The sequence below is a fragment of the Mesorhizobium sp. P2_E10 genome, assembly GCF_056404235.1.
Genome location: NZ_JBFUEK010000002.1, coordinates 803,429 through 819,009, shown reverse-complemented (window position 1 = coordinate 819,009; position 15,581 = coordinate 803,429). Strand labels below are relative to the sequence as shown.

Here is a 15,581-nt window from a genome sequence, read left to right as displayed (position 1 = left end):
GGAGAGACAGGGACAAGAGGCATGGCAGCGGACGTATCGGGCAGCGATCTCATTCAGGTGGTGGCGCTGCTTGCCGCAGGCGTCGTTGCCGTACCGATCTTCAAACGCATGGGGCTGGGCTCTATCCTCGGCTATCTCGCAGCCGGCGTGGTCATCGGCCCGTTCGGCATCGGCATCTTCTCCGAATCGGAAGCCATTCTCCACGTCGCCGAACTCGGCGTGGTCATGTTCCTGTTCATTATCGGGCTGGAGATGCAGCCATCGCGGCTTTGGGGCCTGCGCCGGGAAATTTTTGGCCTGGGCGCGCTGCAGGTCGGCGTATGCGCGCTTCTGCTGACCAGCGTCGGACTGGCGGGCGGTTTTCCGATTGCCGTGTCCTTCGTCGCCGGGGCCGGCTTTGTGCTGACGTCGACGGCAATCGTCATGCAACTGCTCGAAGAACGCGGCGAAATGGCTTCACCAAAAGGCCAGCGCATCGTTTCCGTCCTGCTGCTCGAAGATCTGGCGATCGTGCCGCTGCTGGCGCTGATCGCCTTCCTGGCGCCGGGTGGCGCCGATATGAGCCTGACGCAACGGCTGACCGAGGTCGGCATTGGCCTTGCCGCGATTGTCGGGCTGGTGGTGGCCGGTCGCTATCTGCTCAATCCGTTCTTCCGCATACTGGCGGACGCCCGCGCTCGCGAAGTGATGACCGCGGCGGCCCTGCTGGTCGTGCTCGGTTCGGCGCTCGCCATGCAGCTCTCCGGCCTGTCGATGGCGATGGGCGCCTTCCTGGCGGGCGTGCTTTTGTCGGAATCGACCTTTCGCCACCAGCTGGAGGCTGACATCGAGCCGTTCCGCGGCATCCTGCTCGGCCTGTTCTTCCTTGCCGTCGGCATGTCGCTCGACCTGCATGTGGTGGTCGAGAACTGGCGCCTGGTCGCCATCTACGTCGTCGCCTACATGGTGATGAAGGCGCTCGGCATCTACATCGTCGCCCGCCTGCTCAAGACCGGTCACCGGGAAGCGCTCGAGCGCGCCGTGTTCATGGCGCAAGGTGGCGAATTCGCCTTCGTCCTCTATTCCGCAGCCGCGGCGGTCGGCATCATCGACAGCCGGGCCAATGCGACCCTGACTGCGATCGTCATCATCTCGATGGTGCTGACGCCGCTGGCAATCATCGCGCTCAAATATCTGACGCCGCGCGACGAGCAATCGCTCGAAGGCGTCGACATTGCCGACGGCCTCACCGGCAGTGTTCTGGTCATCGGCTTCGGCCGCTTCGGCCAGATCGCCAGCCAGCCGCTGCTGCTGCGCGGCATCGATGTGTCGATCATCGACAATGATGTCGAAATGATCCAGGCGGCCGCGGATTTCGGCTTCAAGGTCTACTATGGCGACGGCACGCGGCTGGACATTCTGCGTGCCGCCGGCGCCGGAAGGGCGCGCGCCGTGCTGATCTGCGTCGACAAGCCGGACGCCGCCGTGCGCATCGCGGAGCTGATCAAGGCGGAGTTTCCATTGCTGACGGTGCTGGCGCGCGCCTTCGATCGCGGAACCGCGCTGCAGCTCATTCGCGCCGGCGTCGACTTCCAGCTCCGCGAAACCTTCGAATCGGCGCTCATTTTCGGCGGTTCCACCCTGGAAGCGCTGGGTGTCGACCCCGAAGACGTCGCCGAGGTGATCGAGGATGTGCGGCGCCGCGATGCTGCCCGTTTCGAGATACAACTGGCTGAAGGCGTTCGCGCCGGCCGGCGCTTCCTGAAAGGCAACATCAACACGCCCATCCCGACGCCGCTTGCCCCGCCGCGCCGTCCCGGCCAGGCGCTCAACGAAGAGACGGCCGGCGTGCTGCACAAATCCGAGCCTGCGGGGGAGTAAGCCGATGACCGAACTGGATGAACGGGCGCTCGCCGTCACCAAATTCTGGCGTGAGGCCGGAGAAGATGCGTGGTTCGAGAAAAACGATGCCTTCGATACCGACTTTCGCGACCGGTTCCTTGACCTGCACTTCGCCGCCGCCCGGCGCGAATGCGACCACTGGTCGGACCATGCCGAGGGCTCACTGGCGCTGATGATCCTGCTCGACCAGTTTCCGCGAAACTGCTTTCGCGGCACCGGCCACATGTACGCCACCGATGCGTTGGCGCGGCATTTTGCGGGCAAGGCGATTGCCGCGGGCCAGGACCTGTTGCTCGACGAAGTGCTCCGCGTTTTTCTTTATTTGCCGTATGAGCATTCGGAACACCTCGCCGACCAGCTCAGGTCGGTGGAACTGACCACCGCCAAGGCCTCGGAATATCTGAAATATGCGGTCGAGCATCGCGACATCGTCCAGCGCTTCGGCCGCTTTCCGCATCGGAACAGGATGCTGGGCCGCGAGACGACGCCGGACGAACAGACGTTTTTGGACGGTGGTGGATTCTCAGGTTAATTGGGTAGACTCGGGTATTTGCCACATGGTTGAGCTGGCAGGGCGGAACTATACAGCCACAATTGGAAGCGATGTCCAACGCGACGGAATGTATCTGGAACTCGCCGACCAAGATGATCACATAGTGGGCGAGATTTTCTTCTCAGATGTCGATGGGAAGATGACAGTTATCTTATCTCAGCCTGAAGTGCCCGTGGAAGTGGTTGAATGGATGATTGCCACAGCCAAGGTCCGTCTTCCACCAACTGATGGTGCTGTCGGCCAACCATAGCAATCCGCTAAGCCAGCCACCACTTCTGGCCAGACGGCAGCCGCTCGATGCCCGAAATGTCGACGGCGCCCAGCCGCTCCGACACGCTGCGGCCGCCAACGGCTAGGCCAGGTGCGATTTCGGCCAGCGGCGCAAGCACGAAGGCGCGTTCCAGCATCCTGGGGTGCGGCACTTCGAGCCCGGTCTCATGGATGATGCGGTCTGCGAATACCAGGATGTCGATGTCGATCAGGCGCGGACCCCAGCGTTCCTCACGCACCCGCTTTAGTCGGCGCTCGGCGTCGAGGCAGAGATCGAGCAGCGCGCGCGGTGCCAGCGCCGTCGAAATTTCGGCCGCCGCATTCAAGAAATCCGGCTGGTCGAGCTTGCCCCAGGGCGGCGTGCGATAAAGCGAGGAGACGGCAACGACGCGCGTATCGCGATCGGCATCCAGCATGCGCAACGCCGAACCCATCGATTTCGCGGGGTCGCCGAGATTGCCACCGAGGCTGAGATAGACGGTGTTATTCGGGCCAGACAACGGTCACCTCGACATAATCGAGCACACCGGGTACCGGCGCATTCGGTTTGCGCACGGTGATCTCGGCCCTTTTTATCTGCGGAAACCGCGCTGTAAGCGCCCGGGCAACCTCCAGCGCCAGCGCCTCGATCAGAAAGCGCCGCTGTCCGGTGATGATCTTTTCGATCACCGCAAAGGCGATGCCATAGTTGACGGTGTCGTTGATGGAATCATCGACCAGTGCGCTGCCGGGGTCGACGGTAAGGGCGGCATCGACATAGAAGCGCTGGCCGAGCTTTTCCTCCTCGTCCAGCACGCCGTGCCGGGCAAAGAAGGCGCAATTCTTCATGCGGATGACATACATCGCTCAGCGTCCTGCCTGGCCTGTTTCGCGCGCCAGCATAGCATCGGCGACGGCCAGTGCGTCCACGTTGATTGCGACATCATGGACGCGAAACAGATCGGCGCCTTTCAGCCTCAGAATGACGCTGGTGGCTGCCGTGCCGGCGGCCCTGTCCATCGCATCGCGACCGGTAACGTTGCCGATAAAGCGCTTTCGCGATGTCCCCGCCATCAGCGGAAAGCCGAGCGCATTGAGTTCGGCAAACCGCGCCATCAGGTCGAGGTTCTCTTCCGCCGTCTCCTTGGCGAAACCGAAGCCGGCATCGAGCACGATATGCTCGTCGCCGGCGCCGTTGTGGCGGGCAATTTCCAATGATTTCCCGAGAAACAGAAACTGGTCGGCGATCACGTCGGGCAGCTTTTCGCGATTGCGCCCGGTGTGCATGATGACCAGCCCGGCGCCAGTATCTGCGGCGACGCGGGCGATGCCCGGTTCGCGCTGCAAGCCCCAGACATCGTTGACGATATGCGCGCCGGCAGCGACGGCAAGCCGGGCCGTCGCCTCACGATAGGTGTCGACCGAGATCAGGCCTTCGCCAAGTCCGGCGAGTGCCGCGATGACCGGCAGGATGCGGGCTTGCTCTTCCGCGGCGGTTACCGGCGATGCACCGGGACGGGTCGATTCGCCGCCGACGTCGATGACGGACGCCCCCTCCTCCAGCATGCGGCGTGCCTGAGTCAGCGCCTGATCGGGCGTGACGAACAGGCCGCCATCGGAAAAACTGTCCGGCGTGACGTTGAGGATGCCGACGACCACGGCCTTACCGCCAAGATCGAGATGGCGCCCGTGCGCCAGCTGCCATCGCCTTGTCGTCATTGTCCATCAACCATGTGTGATCTGCCCAAGATCAATTCCGTTGCGCCGGGAACGGCCGTAAAGCAAGGTGGCTGAAGAGGCAACATGATGAAACGACCCCTGCTGTGCGCCCTGATGCTCGCTTTGACCGCCTTGCCGGCGGGCGCGGCTAACCTGGTGAAGACATATAGCTACTTCGCCATTGGCGGCAGGACGCTCGAGGACATCGAGGCTCAGCTGTCGAAACACGGCCCCCAGGTAAAAAGCACCGGGACGCGGCATCCGGGCGCCACCCAGATGGCGTTCACCACCCGCATCAGCTACGCGCAAACCGCCAAATCCTGCGGGATTGCCGAGGCCTTTGTCACCGTCAAGGTCAAGGTGATCCTTCCCGAGTGGCGGCGTCCGCACAAAGCCGATCCGGATGTAAAGCTGTTCTGGGACACGCTGTCGGCCGACATCAAACGCCACGAGGAACGCCACGTCGAAATCGCCAAGAACCATGCCCGCGAACTCGAGAATGCGTTGAGGGCGGCCTATCCGCAGAAGAACTGCAATGCGGCCAAGGCAAAGGCCGCCGATATCACTGCCGCCATCCTTGCCAAGCACGATAAGGCTCAGGTGCAGTTCGATCGCATCGAAAGCGTCAATTTCGAAAGCCGCATCCTGCGGTTGCTGCGCTACCGCATCCAGCGCATCGAGAGTGGCCAGCTGCCACCCGCCTGAATTTCGCCAAGCAAAAGTGTAGCATCGACGGCAAGCCAATTTCGCCGAAGCGTAGTGCCAGTGCCGAAAAACTTTCGAGCCCCTGTCGAAATCGGCCTATACGGGACGACATAGTTGAGGTTGGCAAAGGCGCAACCTCCAGAGCACGAGACGCAATCATTCGACGCGGCAGACGCACCTCATCGGCCCAGCCAGCGGCCTTAGGAAGCGCACGCAAACACATGGACGACCCAGCATGGACCAGGCTGTCGACAAGCAAACGATGGTGGAAGCCGGCACGCCGCTCAGCGAAGGCGAGAAAAACGCCATCATCGCCGGCGTGTTGTTGTCGATGCTTTTGGCGGCACTTGACCAGACCATCGTCTCGCCGGCCATGCCGACAATCGGGCGGGCGCTCGGTCATGCCGAATATTTGCCATGGATCGTCACCGGCTATCTCTTGACCGCCACCGCCGTGGCGCCGCTCTACGGCAAGATTTCCGATGTCTACGGGCGGCGGCCGACCGTCTACGCGGCGATCCTGATCTTTCTCCTGGGATCGCTGGTCAGCGCCATGGCGCCGAACATGCTCGTCCTGGTCATCGGCCGGGCGATCCAGGGCGCCGGCGGCGGCGGGCTGTTTGCCCTGGCGCAGACAGTCATCGGCGACCTCGTGCCGCCGCGCGAGCGGGCGCGTTATGCCGCCTGGATCGCCGGCACATGGGCTGTCGCCAGCATCGCCGGTCCGCTGCTTGGCGGCACCTTTGCCGAACATTTGCACTGGTCGCTGATCTTCTGGATCAACATTCCGCTCGGCCTTGTGGCCATGGCGATCATCAACAAGCCGCTGAAGAAACTGCCGATCGCGGCAAAACATCATAGCATCGACGGTCTCGGCGCGGTGCTTCTGGTCGTGGCGACGGCGCTGCTGCTGCTGGCGTTGAACTGGGGCGGCAGCACCTATCCCTGGATGTCGCGCGAAATCCTCGGGCTCGTCGCCTGTTCGTCGGTTTTCTGGGCCGCCTTTGCGCTGCGGCTGCGGCGCGCGGCCGAACCGCTGATCTCGCTCGAAGTGCTTGGCAATCCGATTGTTCGGGCCGGCACGCTTTCGATGTTCATGCTGCAGGCCGCCAATATCGGGCTGGCGGTCTACCTGCCTGTCTATCTGCAATCGATCGTCGGTTTGTCGGTCAGCCAATCGGGCATCGCCATGCTCGGCTTGCTGCTCGGCACGGTGGCCGGCGCGACATTCAGCGGCCGCACGATCCCGCGCTTTACCCACTACAAGCGGATCGCCATGGTGGGGGTGACATTCGCCATACTGTGCCTGGGATTGCTCAGCCTCGTTGCCGAACATGCCCCGCTGGTGTTGGTCGAAGTGCTGACCATCTGCATCGGGCTGGGCTCGGGAACAACCTTTCCGGTGGTGACGGTCTCGGTCCAGAATGCCGTCGACCGCATGCATCTCGGTGTCGCCACCGGCGTGCTGACGTTCCTGCGTTCCCTCGGCAGCGCGCTCGGCGTCGCCATGCTCGGCGCCGTCGCCCTGGGCTACGGCTTGCCGCTTGCCGGCGAAGGCACGCCGGCCGCGGGACAGGTCATATCCGGATTGCCGTTCGTGATGATCTTTCTCGCCGCCGCAGCGACGCTGGTCCTGGCGCTGGTGATGCTCGCGCTGATGCCGGAAAAAGTGCTGCGCGGCAATGACGAGACCGCGGCTCCAATCCTGGCGGAGTAGGCTCTATCTGTTCGCACGATCTTGTCCGAAGACCGGAACCACTTTCGGCATCATGCTCCAGACTTCAATCGTGGACGCCGAGCTTTTTCTGCAGGCTGGTCGACGACGTAGTGTACTGGAACACGATGCGCTCGCAGGGGCTGATGATGCGCTTGGCGGCCTGCGCCATCAGCGCCACCTCATGGAAGCCCGACAGGATCAGCTTCAGCTTACCGGGATACCAGTTGATGTCGCCGACGGCAAAAATGCCTGATACCGAGGTCTGGAATTTCTCGGTATCGACCGGGATCAGGTTCTCGTGGAGATTGAGCCCCCATTCGGCGATCGGTCCCAGCTTCATCGTCAGGCCGAAGAACGGCAGCATGCGCGTGCAAGGCACTTCGACGTCGCCGTCAGGCCCCTTGATGATCGCCGAGGCAAGCTGGCCGTCGGCGCCGGTCAGGCCGGTCACCTGGCCGACCTGAAAATCCAGCTCCTTCATCGCCTGCATGGCGTACATCTTGTTGACGCTGTCGGGCGCGGCGCGGAATTCCGGGCGACGGTGCACCAGCGTCACGCTTTTTGCCACCGGTTGCAGGTTCAGCGTCCAGTCGAGCGCTGAATCGCCGCCGCCGACTATGACGAGGTCATGGCCGCGGAATTCCTCCATGCGGCGAACCGAGTAGAAGACGCTTTTGCCTTCATAGGGCTCGATGCCCGGGATCGGCGGCCGCTTCGGCTGGAACGAGCCGCCGCCAGCGGCGATCACCACCACCTTGGCTTCAAACACCTCGTTCTCGTCGGTGGTAACGCGAAAGCTGCCATCCTCGAGCTTTTCGAGGCTGGAAACCATGCGGTTGTAGGAGAATTCGGGCTTGAACGGGTGGATCTGCTCGAGCAGTTTGTCAACCAGGCCCTGCGCCGTGATCAGCGGCCAGCCGGGAATGTCGTAGATCGGCTTTTCCGGATAGAGTTCGGCGCATTGTCCGCCGGGACGATCGAGAATGTCGATCAGATGGCACTTCATGTCGAAGAGGCCGAGTTCGAACACAGCGAACAGGCCGACAGGCCCTGCCCCGACAATGAGTACGTCCGTCTTGATAATATCGGTCATGAAAAGCGCCTCGATGCGGAAACCGCGCGACACTGCATGACCATAGGCCCGCTGCCAAGCGGCGGCAGAAAAAAAGCCCGGATGTCAGCCCTGGCGGGCGGGCACGCGCACTAGCAGGCCGTCAAGAGCGTCGCGCACCTTGATCTGGCACGACAGCCGCGAGTTCGGCTGGACGTCGTAGGCGAAGTCCAGCATGTCTTCCTCCATCGCTTCCGGCTCGCCGACCTCGGCCGTCCATGCCTCGTCGACATAGACATGGCAGGTCGCGCAGGCGCAGGCGCCGCCGCATTCGGCCTCGATCCCCGGCACCGCATGGCGGATTGCGTTTTCCATGACGGTCGAGCCGTTTTCGGCATCGACGTCAAAATGAGTGCCGTCATGGGCGATGAAGGTCAGCTTGGTCATTTGTCACCTGAAGGGAGTCCCAGCCGAGATAATCACTCCGCCAGACAAGTCAACTGCCGTGCGAAAGCGGCGCTGCGTGACGTTTTTTAGGGAAAACCGATTTCAGCGACTGATGGCGGCGATGAAATCGCGCACTTCCTCGATCAAAGTGCCAAGACGCTTGAGGATTCTGACGTCTTCGGGCTGACGTTCGATGTCGGTTGCGCAGTCGGCGATGGCAAAGGCGCCGACCCCTCGCGCCGAACCTTTCAGCCCATGCGCCAGAAGCAGCCGTTCCCGCACGTCGGCGTCGGCTATCTTGTCGCGGACGGAAAGCGCCTGCTGCACGAACAGCGCCAGCACCTCCTGCTCGAGGCCCCGATCACCCATCGTCTGACGTGCAAGATGGGCCAGGTCCACCGGTCGCGCGCGCCCCGTACCCGACACATCGCCACCGGGCATTGAAAAGGCAATGCCGCTTTCACCGCGTACCAATTTGAAACTCCTTGTCCCGACCGCCGAAAAAACTACGCGATTTCCGTAGCTATCGCGTTAATGAATGGCCCGGAAAATTGTTGCCGCAGAGGCCGCGAAATCACGTTCGTGTTAACCTTATATTTAAAGTTTTACGTATCTCGCGGAATGCAGGTTTTCTTTACCCCTGTGTGTCATTACGATACGAGGGGTCCATTTTCAGCCTCCTGCATGGGATAAGACAACCAGAATCATAAGTCCCGCGGCAGCTAGTACAGGGTAGCGAAGGCATGGCGAAGAAACCAACAACGACGACCAGAACTCTCGACAGCGACGTAGCCAGGGAACTCGAAAAGGCACTTGATCTCGATCTGAGCGGAGACACCGGCGACCTCGACATCGCCGCTTCGATGGAAGACCTGGAAGCACAGATATCGCAAGCCGCGGACGAATTGGCGCGCGAAGGCCGCAGCCCGCAACCCGCCGCCGCTCCTGCCAATCAGAGCCAGAACGCAAAGCCCGCAGCCAAGGCCAAGCCGGCCGAGTTGCGCCCTGTGGAAACCCGCAACAGCTCGCAGCCGGCCGGTTTCGCACCAGCCAATGACGACCGTCAAAAAGACTACAAGTCGCTTCTGCATACCCTCAATCGCCGCGCTTCGAACACGATCTACTGGGTCGTGGCATTCGTTTCGCTGGCCTGGATTGCGGGCGCTGGCGGCCTGGCCAATCTTTTGTTCGGGCCCAGCATCTGGAAAATCCGCACGCTTGACCAGTTTCTCGCCCGCCCCGAGCTGATCGGGCTGGCGGTCGCGGCGATCATTCCTATCATCCTGTTCTGGGCCTTCGCGGCGATGATCCGGCGCGCGCAAGAAATGCGCATTGCCGCACAATCGATGACCGAAGTGGCCTTCCGCCTGGCCGAACCGGAAAACCTTGCCCAGGACCGCGTCATGATGGTCGGGCAGGCCGTTCGCCGCGAGGTGGCGGCCATGGGTGAAGGCATCGAACGCACGCTGGCGCGTGCCGTCGAGCTCGAAACCCTGGTCCACAGCGAGGTCAACCAGATCGAACGCTCCTATTCGGAGAACGAATCCCGCATCCGTTCGCTCGTCGACGGGCTCGGCAGCGAACGCGAAGCCGTTGTCACCCACGCCGAGCGGGTGCGCGCCTCGATCACCGGCGCCCACGAGACGCTAAAGGATGAAATCGGCGCTGCCAGCGACATCATTCGTGACTCGATCCTCAACGCATCGACCAAATTGTCGATGACGATCACCAATTCCGGCGACACGCTGATCGACAGGATCAACGAAAGCTCGATGTCGATCTTCGATTCCGTCGAGGGCCGGCTCGATTCGATCACCGACCGGCTGTCAACGTCCGGCGAAGCCTTCGCCAGCCTGCTCGACACCCGCATTGCCAAGCTGACGGACACGACCGACGGTCTCACCCGATCGCTGACCGACCTGCTCGACGACCGCACCACCGGCATGGTGTCGCTGCTCGGCGGCGCCGCGCGCACGCTGAATTCCGAATTCGAAGCCAGCCTCAACGGCATCGAACGGACGCTGGCCGAGCGCGGCCAGGCTCTGATCAGCGAATTCCAGACCCGCGCCGAGGCGCTGGACACCGGCACGCAGAAACTCAATGCCGCTCTCGAAGCCCGCGCACGCCAGATCAACGAGACATTGGTCGAGCGCGCGCGTGAGATCGCGCACACCTTCGCGGAGAGCAAGGACACGCTGTCGGCGATGATCGATCAGGGCAAGACCCAGATCGGCGCCGATATGGCCGACATCGTCTCCTCCACCTCGTCGATGCTCGAAGCCCGCGCCAGCGATTTCGCCGGCCGCATGGAAGCGGCCCGTCATGTCGTATCGCGTTCCTTCGACACCGACATCCAGCGGCTTTCCGATGCCCGCGTCGGCATCGAGGAAGCGATCGAAGACCACAGCCGCAAGCTTTCCGAAAGCCGGGACCGCATGGCGGCTGCGATGGAGGCCGATCTGGCGAAGTTCGCCGAAGGTCGCGCCGGCATCGACGCCGCCGTGACCAACCAGGTTCAGAAGCTGGCCGAAGGCCGCAACCTGATCTCGCGCGCTCTCGAAGAGGATCTGCGCAAGGTCAACGAGTCGCGCGCCGCCATCGACGCTTCACTCGGTAGCCATCTCGAGCGGCTCGAAGACGGCCGCAGCCGGCTGTCCCAGGCCTTGAACGACGACTCCGGAAAACTGGTGCAAGCCCGTACGATCATTGATGAAATGGTTGCCGGGCATGTTGGCAAACTCGCCGAGGGCCGCAACATTCTTTCGCGCGCGCTCGAGGCCGATCTCGGCAAGCTGGCCGACAGCCGCGCCAGCGTCGACGGTCTGGTCGCGAGCCAGGTCGAGAAGATCGCCGAAGGCCGCGCCATTCTGACCAAGGCCCTGGAAAGCGACATTATCGGCATCAAGGGCGTGATCGAGAATCATTCGGCGAAACTGGCCGAAGACCGGACCGAGCTCAGCAGAGCGCTGGAGAGCGATCTGTCGGGCATACGCAATCTGATCGAAGGTCATTCGACCAGGCTCGCCGACGATCGCACGCTGCTGTCGCAGACGCTCGAAGCCGACCTTGCCAAATTGGCGGAAGGCCGGTCGAGCATTGACGGGCTGGTCGCTGGCCAGGTCGAGAAGCTGGCCGAGGGCCGCGACATCCTCAAGCGCGCGCTCGAAGCCGATCTGAATACGATCAAGAGCACCCTCGCCAGCCAGTCCGAAAAACTGGCCGAGGATCGCAGCCAGCTTTCACGCGCATTGGAAACCGACCTGCAGAGCGTGAACGGCATTGTCTCCGACCATATGAACAGGCTTGCCCAGGATCGCTCGACCCTGTCGAAGGCGCTCGAAGACGATCTCGCCAAGCTGGCGGAAAGCCGCTCCAGCATCGACGGGCTGGTCGCTGGCCAGGTCGAAAAGCTGGCCGAAGGCCGCGACATTCTCAGGCGTGCGCTGGAAGCCGATCTGAACATGATCAAGGGCACCATCGCCGACCAGTCGCAGAAGCTGACCGAAAACCGTTCGGAGTTCGCACGGGTGCTGGAAGCCGATCTGGAAAACGTCAACGGCCTCCTCCAAGGCCACAGCGAAAGGCTCGTCCAGGATCGTTCGACCCTGTCGAAGGCGCTTGAAGACGATCTCGCCAAACTGGCGGAGAGCCGTTCCAGCATCGACGGGCTGGTCGCCGGCCAGGTCGAAAAGCTGGCCGAGGGCCGCGACATCCTCAGGCGCGCGCTCGAAGCCGATATGCAGAAGCTTGCGGCAAGCCGCAGCGAGGTCGACGACATCATCGCCGGGCACGTCGGCAAGCTGGCCGAAGGCCGCAACATGCTGACCCGTGCGCTGGAAGACGATCTCGTAAAACTGACCGATACGCGCAAGGACGTCGACCGCTCGCTGTCCGGCCATATCGATCAGATCGCCGCCAGAAGCACCGATATTTCCGCTGCAATCGCCGCCGATGTCGAGAAGATCGAGCAGGCATTCAGCCGGCAGACCGGCATCATCGAGGAGCGCGCCGGAACCATGGAGCGTGCGCTGTCGGTGGGTGTCGACAATGTCCGCGCCGTGCTGGAGAAAAGCGCCGTCTTCGTCGCCGGCGCCTTGCGCGAGAAGGTCATGGAAGTCACCAGCGCGCTGCACGAGCAGGCGGGTGCCGCCTTCAGCGATGCCGACCGCAAGATCGCCGAACGCGCCGAGCAGACTTCGGCGGCCCTGCTGGCCAGGGCCGAGGACATCGCCCGCACCTTCGAGGAGGCGGATCGCCGCCTGCATGCACGTGCAGAAGACACGTCGAGTGCCTTGATCGCGCGGGCCGAGGATACTTCGAGCGCGCTGCTTGCCCGGCATGACGACACGCACAACACGTTGCTGGCTCGCGCCGAGGCGACGGCCGAGCAGTTGGCCGCCCGCGCCGGCGAGATCGCCGGCACCTTCGACGCGGCGGACCAGAAGCTGGTTGCCCGCGCCGTCGAGACGGCGCAGTCGCTGGCAGCACGCGCCGGCGACATCCTGCGCAATTTCGAAGGCGCCGACCAGCGGCTGAGCATGCGCATCGGCGAATCGGCCGAGGCGCTGGCGTCACGCGCATCGGATCTCGGCCGCATCTTCGATGCCGCCGACCAGCACCTGCTCTCGCGTATCGCCGAAGGTTCGGAAGCGCTGTCGTCGCGTGCATCCGAAATCGCCCGCATCTTCGACGATGCGGACCAGCGCCTGGTGTCGCGCATCGCCGACAGCAGCAGCGCGATCGGTGGGCACGCCGAGACCATTGTCGGCGCCTTTGCCAGCACCGAGCAGAGGGTTGCCGACCGTGCACGCCAGACCGGTCAGGAACTGGCCGTCCACGCCCGCGAAATCGAGCAGGCGCTTGCCGGCGCCGACGAGCGCCTTGCCTCGAGCGCCGCGGCTGCGGCTGCCCGTGTCGAGGAGCAGATCGCCGGTGTCGAAAACCGCCTCGCCTACACCGCCGAGACGATGGGCCAGAGGCTCAACGAGCAGGTGTCGAGCGCCGAGGCTCAGCTGGTTTCGCGCGCCAATGTGATCGCGGAAACCTTCACCGCGGTCGGCCAGCATATCGGCCAGAGCACCAACGATGCCGCCAAGACCATCGGCGCCAACACCCGCGAGCTCAACACCATGCTCGCGTCGCGTTCCGCCGAGATGGCCAAAATCCTCGACGAAACGGCGCGGCCGCTGGTCGAACGTTTTGCCCAGGGCGGCTCGGAATTGCAAAAGAGCATGGAAGAGGTCACCGAACGTGCGACCGAGAAGCTGCGCAGCGAAAACGCCGCCCTCGTCAACGCGCTCGCCAGCCGCACGGCCGAAACCTTGTCGGCGGTCGAAGGCGCGCGCTCGTCGCTCTCCGACAGTGTCGCCGATCTCATCGGCCGCATGTCCACCTCCAGCTCGCAGCTCGGTCAGCTCATCGAGCAGGCCGCGGTCAATCTGGGCCAGGTCGACGAACGCCTGAGCGGCAGCACACAGAGCTTTGCCGCAACGACGGAAAAGGCCGCGCAGACTTTTGCCAGCTCGGCGCGCCTGGTCGATTCCAACACGACACGGCTTACCGAACTGTCGTCGTCGACGTTGCGCGAGGTCGCCTCTATCGCCACCAAGTTCGACGAGCACAGCCGCTTGCTGTCCAGCGCTTCGGACCTGCTGAGTTCGGCGCAGAGCAACCTCGAGCATACGCTCGAGCGGCAGTCGTCGCTCGAGGACCTCGCCGTCGGCCTGGTCAAGAAGTCGGAGGATCTCGAAAAGGTCATGCGTTCGTTCGAGAGCCTGGTCGGCCAGACGATGCAGAACGCCGAAGGCAGAACCATGGAATCGGCGGAAAAGATTCGGACCGCTATTTCCGAGGTCGTCGATTCGGCGACAACGCGCTTCGCCGAAGCCACCGAGGAGATCCGGCGCACGGCCGGCTCGATCAAGAGCGAGCTCGACCTCACCCGCGCCGAACTCAAGAAGGGCGTCATCGAGATGCCGGAAGAGGCCAAGGAATCGACCTCTGCCATCCGTCGCGCCGTCGCCGAACAGATCAACGCGCTGAAGGAACTGTCGGATATCGTTGCGAAATCGGGCCGCGGAAGCGACAATTCCGAGCAGCGCAACCTGCGTCCGGCACCGCAAGCGCCTGTTCAGCGTCCGGCCGAGCCGCAGCGCCGTCCCCCGGCGCCGCCGCAGCCGCAGGCGGAGCGTCTGGCCCCGCAGGCGCCGTTGGGCGGCACCGCACTGCGCGGCACGCTCGATCTTGAACGCCCGACCGAGACGGCCCAGCGCCAGCGCGATCAAAACGCCCGTACGCCGCAAGGCGGCTGGGTGCGCGATCTGCTGACCGGGGCTTCGCGTGAGGAAGACGCCAGACCCGTCGCACCGGCGGAAGCACCTCGCTCGGCTCCCGCCCAGCGCTCGCCGCTGCACGTCATGGAGTCGCTCAACTCGCTGTCCGTCGACATTGCGCGGGCCATCGATCACGACGCCTCAATCGAGCTGTGGAACCGCTACCGACGCGGCGAGCGTGACGTGTTCACTCGGCGGCTCTACACGCTGAAGGGCCAGCAGACGTTTGACGAGATCCGCCGCAAGTATCAGTCAGAGGCCGAGTTCCGCGCCGCCGTCGACCGCTACTGCGACGATTTCGAGAAGCTGCTCAAGGACGTGTCGCGCAACGACCGCGACAACATCATGGCGCAGACCTACCTGACGTCAGACACCGGCAAGGTCTACACCATGCTGGCGCATGCCAGCGGCCGGTTGCACTAGCTCCGATCCGCATGCGGGAGACCCCCGGTCTTCCGCAGTGGACACGGCAACGCTTGCTCCTTGCAAGCTCCGATGGTGGTGACCGCATTGCCACCACTTTCGGCGACAGGCTGACCCGGTGGAAGTCACACTCAACGGAATCTCTCAGTCATATGAAGGCTTCGAAGAGTTTGCTTCTGCCTTGAGCCGATTCGATCTGGAGCCGCTGTTTGAGCTTTGGATTTCAGCCCCCGGTGGCCAATCGATTTCCATGCTGCGAAATGGCGACAAGGCCTGGCTAATGTACCTAAGCTTCGAAGGCGACAGCGGCTCGGTGACACGAGGTGCCCACCGTGGGGATGGGACCTGCGCCTACACGCTCGCGAACGGTCAGATCGACGAGTATCCGCTCTCGTGGTGCATCTCGATCGAGCAATGTTACAAGGCGATCGCGCACTTCTTTCGCAACGAAGGTGCCCAGTACGACTTGGTGGCTTGGCAGCACGCTTGACGAACTATCCGGGC

General features: G+C 63.2%; 13 protein-coding genes. 7 read left to right on the top strand and 6 right to left on the bottom strand.

The annotated features are described in order from the left end of the window. Positions 1 to 21 precede the first annotated feature (21 nt). From AC1D0N_RS08740 to AC1D0N_RS08730, 3 genes are read left to right on the top strand one after another with little or no spacing between them, the layout of a single operon-like run. Positions 22 to 1,860 carry a monovalent cation:proton antiporter-2 (CPA2) family protein gene (locus AC1D0N_RS08740; protein WP_477243018.1) on the top strand — a complete coding sequence of 613 codons (1,839 nt, stop codon included), beginning with the start codon at positions 22 to 24 and terminating at the stop codon, positions 1,858 to 1,860. A gap of 4 nt (positions 1,861 to 1,864) precedes the next feature. Continuing rightward, positions 1,865 to 2,413: a DUF924 family protein gene (locus AC1D0N_RS08735; RefSeq protein WP_477243017.1), complete on the top strand. Its 549-nt coding sequence runs from the start codon at positions 1,865 to 1,867 to the stop codon at positions 2,411 to 2,413. 25 nt (positions 2,414 to 2,438) lie between these two features. Beyond that, complete coding sequence (locus tag AC1D0N_RS08730) at positions 2,439 to 2,684, top strand: hypothetical protein (RefSeq protein WP_477243016.1); 246 nt, start codon at positions 2,439 to 2,441, stop codon at positions 2,682 to 2,684. A gap of 7 nt (positions 2,685 to 2,691) precedes the next feature. On the opposite strand, the gene folK is transcribed toward AC1D0N_RS08730, so the two are convergent. The 3 genes from folK to folP are packed head-to-tail and all read right to left on the bottom strand — an operon-like array spanning position 2,692 to position 4,402. Then, positions 2,692 to 3,204: a 2-amino-4-hydroxy-6-hydroxymethyldihydropteridine diphosphokinase gene (gene folK / locus AC1D0N_RS08725; RefSeq protein ID WP_477243015.1), complete on the bottom strand. Its 513-nt coding sequence runs from the start codon at positions 3,202 to 3,204 to the stop codon at positions 2,692 to 2,694. Beyond that, positions 3,188 to 3,547: a dihydroneopterin aldolase gene (gene folB / locus AC1D0N_RS08720; RefSeq protein WP_477243014.1), complete on the bottom strand. Its 360-nt coding sequence runs from the start codon at positions 3,545 to 3,547 to the stop codon at positions 3,188 to 3,190. The genes folK and folB overlap by 17 nt, the downstream gene beginning before the upstream one ends. Positions 3,548 to 3,550: 3 nt before the next feature. Then, positions 3,551 to 4,402 (bottom strand): dihydropteroate synthase, encoded by an 852-nt coding sequence (gene folP / locus AC1D0N_RS08715; RefSeq protein WP_477243013.1) that lies wholly within the window; start codon positions 4,400 to 4,402, stop codon positions 3,551 to 3,553. Positions 4,403 to 4,486: 84 nt separating this feature from the next. Here folP and AC1D0N_RS08710 point away from each other — a divergent pair, with 84 nt between their 5' ends. After that, on the top strand, positions 4,487 to 5,107 hold the full coding sequence (locus AC1D0N_RS08710; RefSeq protein ID WP_477243012.1) for a DUF922 domain-containing Zn-dependent protease: 621 nt from the start codon (positions 4,487 to 4,489) through the stop codon (positions 5,105 to 5,107). Between the two features lie 235 nt (positions 5,108 to 5,342). After that, positions 5,343 to 6,824, top strand: a complete 1,482-nt coding sequence (locus AC1D0N_RS08705; protein WP_477243011.1) for an MDR family MFS transporter — start codon at positions 5,343 to 5,345, stop codon at positions 6,822 to 6,824. 64 nt (positions 6,825 to 6,888) lie between these two features. Here AC1D0N_RS08705 and AC1D0N_RS08700 read toward each other — a convergent pair whose 3' ends face one another. From AC1D0N_RS08700 to AC1D0N_RS08690, 3 genes are all read right to left on the bottom strand, one after another. After that, positions 6,889 to 7,917, bottom strand: a complete 1,029-nt coding sequence (locus tag AC1D0N_RS08700; protein ID WP_477243010.1) for an NAD(P)/FAD-dependent oxidoreductase — start codon at positions 7,915 to 7,917, stop codon at positions 6,889 to 6,891. Positions 7,918 to 8,001: 84 nt separating this feature from the next. Next, entirely contained in the window at positions 8,002 to 8,322 is a 321-nt protein-coding gene (locus AC1D0N_RS08695; protein ID WP_477243009.1) for a 2Fe-2S iron-sulfur cluster-binding protein, read from the bottom strand. Between the two features lie 102 nt (positions 8,323 to 8,424). Further along, a complete protein-coding gene (locus AC1D0N_RS08690) occupies positions 8,425 to 8,763 on the bottom strand; it encodes an Hpt domain-containing protein (protein ID WP_477243123.1) in 339 nt (112 codons plus the stop codon). A 302-nt stretch (positions 8,764 to 9,065) separates the two neighbouring features. Here AC1D0N_RS08690 and AC1D0N_RS08685 point away from each other — a divergent pair, with 302 nt between their 5' ends. Together AC1D0N_RS08685 and AC1D0N_RS08680 are read left to right on the top strand one after the other, a co-directional pair. Next, positions 9,066 to 15,077, top strand: a complete 6,012-nt coding sequence (locus tag AC1D0N_RS08685) for a coiled-coil domain-containing protein (RefSeq protein WP_477243008.1) — start codon at positions 9,066 to 9,068, stop codon at positions 15,075 to 15,077. A gap of 118 nt (positions 15,078 to 15,195) precedes the next feature. Further along, positions 15,196 to 15,567: a hypothetical protein gene (locus AC1D0N_RS08680; RefSeq protein WP_477243007.1), complete on the top strand. Its 372-nt coding sequence runs from the start codon at positions 15,196 to 15,198 to the stop codon at positions 15,565 to 15,567. Positions 15,568 to 15,581 lie beyond the last annotated feature (14 nt).

Excerpts from the sequence above, each read along its gene's own strand:
- AC1D0N_RS08700 (WP_477243010.1), bottom strand. The coding sequence starts at position 7,917 with ATGACCGATATTATCAAGACGGACGTACTCATTGTCGGGGCAGGGCCT.
- AC1D0N_RS08740 (WP_477243018.1), top strand. The coding sequence starts at position 22 with ATGGCAGCGGACGTATCGGGCAGCGATCTCATTCAGGTGGTGGCGCTG.
- folP (WP_477243013.1), bottom strand. The coding sequence starts at position 4,402 with ATGACGACAAGGCGATGGCAGCTGGCGCACGGGCGCCATCTCGATCTT.
- folB (WP_477243014.1), bottom strand. The coding sequence starts at position 3,547 with ATGTATGTCATCCGCATGAAGAATTGCGCCTTCTTTGCCCGGCACGGC.
- AC1D0N_RS08705 (WP_477243011.1), top strand. The coding sequence starts at position 5,343 with ATGGACCAGGCTGTCGACAAGCAAACGATGGTGGAAGCCGGCACGCCG.
- AC1D0N_RS08690 (WP_477243123.1), bottom strand. The coding sequence starts at position 8,763 with ATGCCCGGTGGCGATGTGTCGGGTACGGGGCGCGCGCGACCGGTGGAC.
- AC1D0N_RS08685 (WP_477243008.1), top strand. The coding sequence starts at position 9,066 with ATGGCGAAGAAACCAACAACGACGACCAGAACTCTCGACAGCGACGTA.
- AC1D0N_RS08735 (WP_477243017.1), top strand. The coding sequence starts at position 1,865 with ATGACCGAACTGGATGAACGGGCGCTCGCCGTCACCAAATTCTGGCGT.
- AC1D0N_RS08695 (WP_477243009.1), bottom strand. The coding sequence starts at position 8,322 with ATGACCAAGCTGACCTTCATCGCCCATGACGGCACTCATTTTGACGTC.
- AC1D0N_RS08710 (WP_477243012.1), top strand. The coding sequence starts at position 4,487 with ATGATGAAACGACCCCTGCTGTGCGCCCTGATGCTCGCTTTGACCGCC.
- AC1D0N_RS08730 (WP_477243016.1), top strand. The coding sequence starts at position 2,439 with ATGGTTGAGCTGGCAGGGCGGAACTATACAGCCACAATTGGAAGCGAT.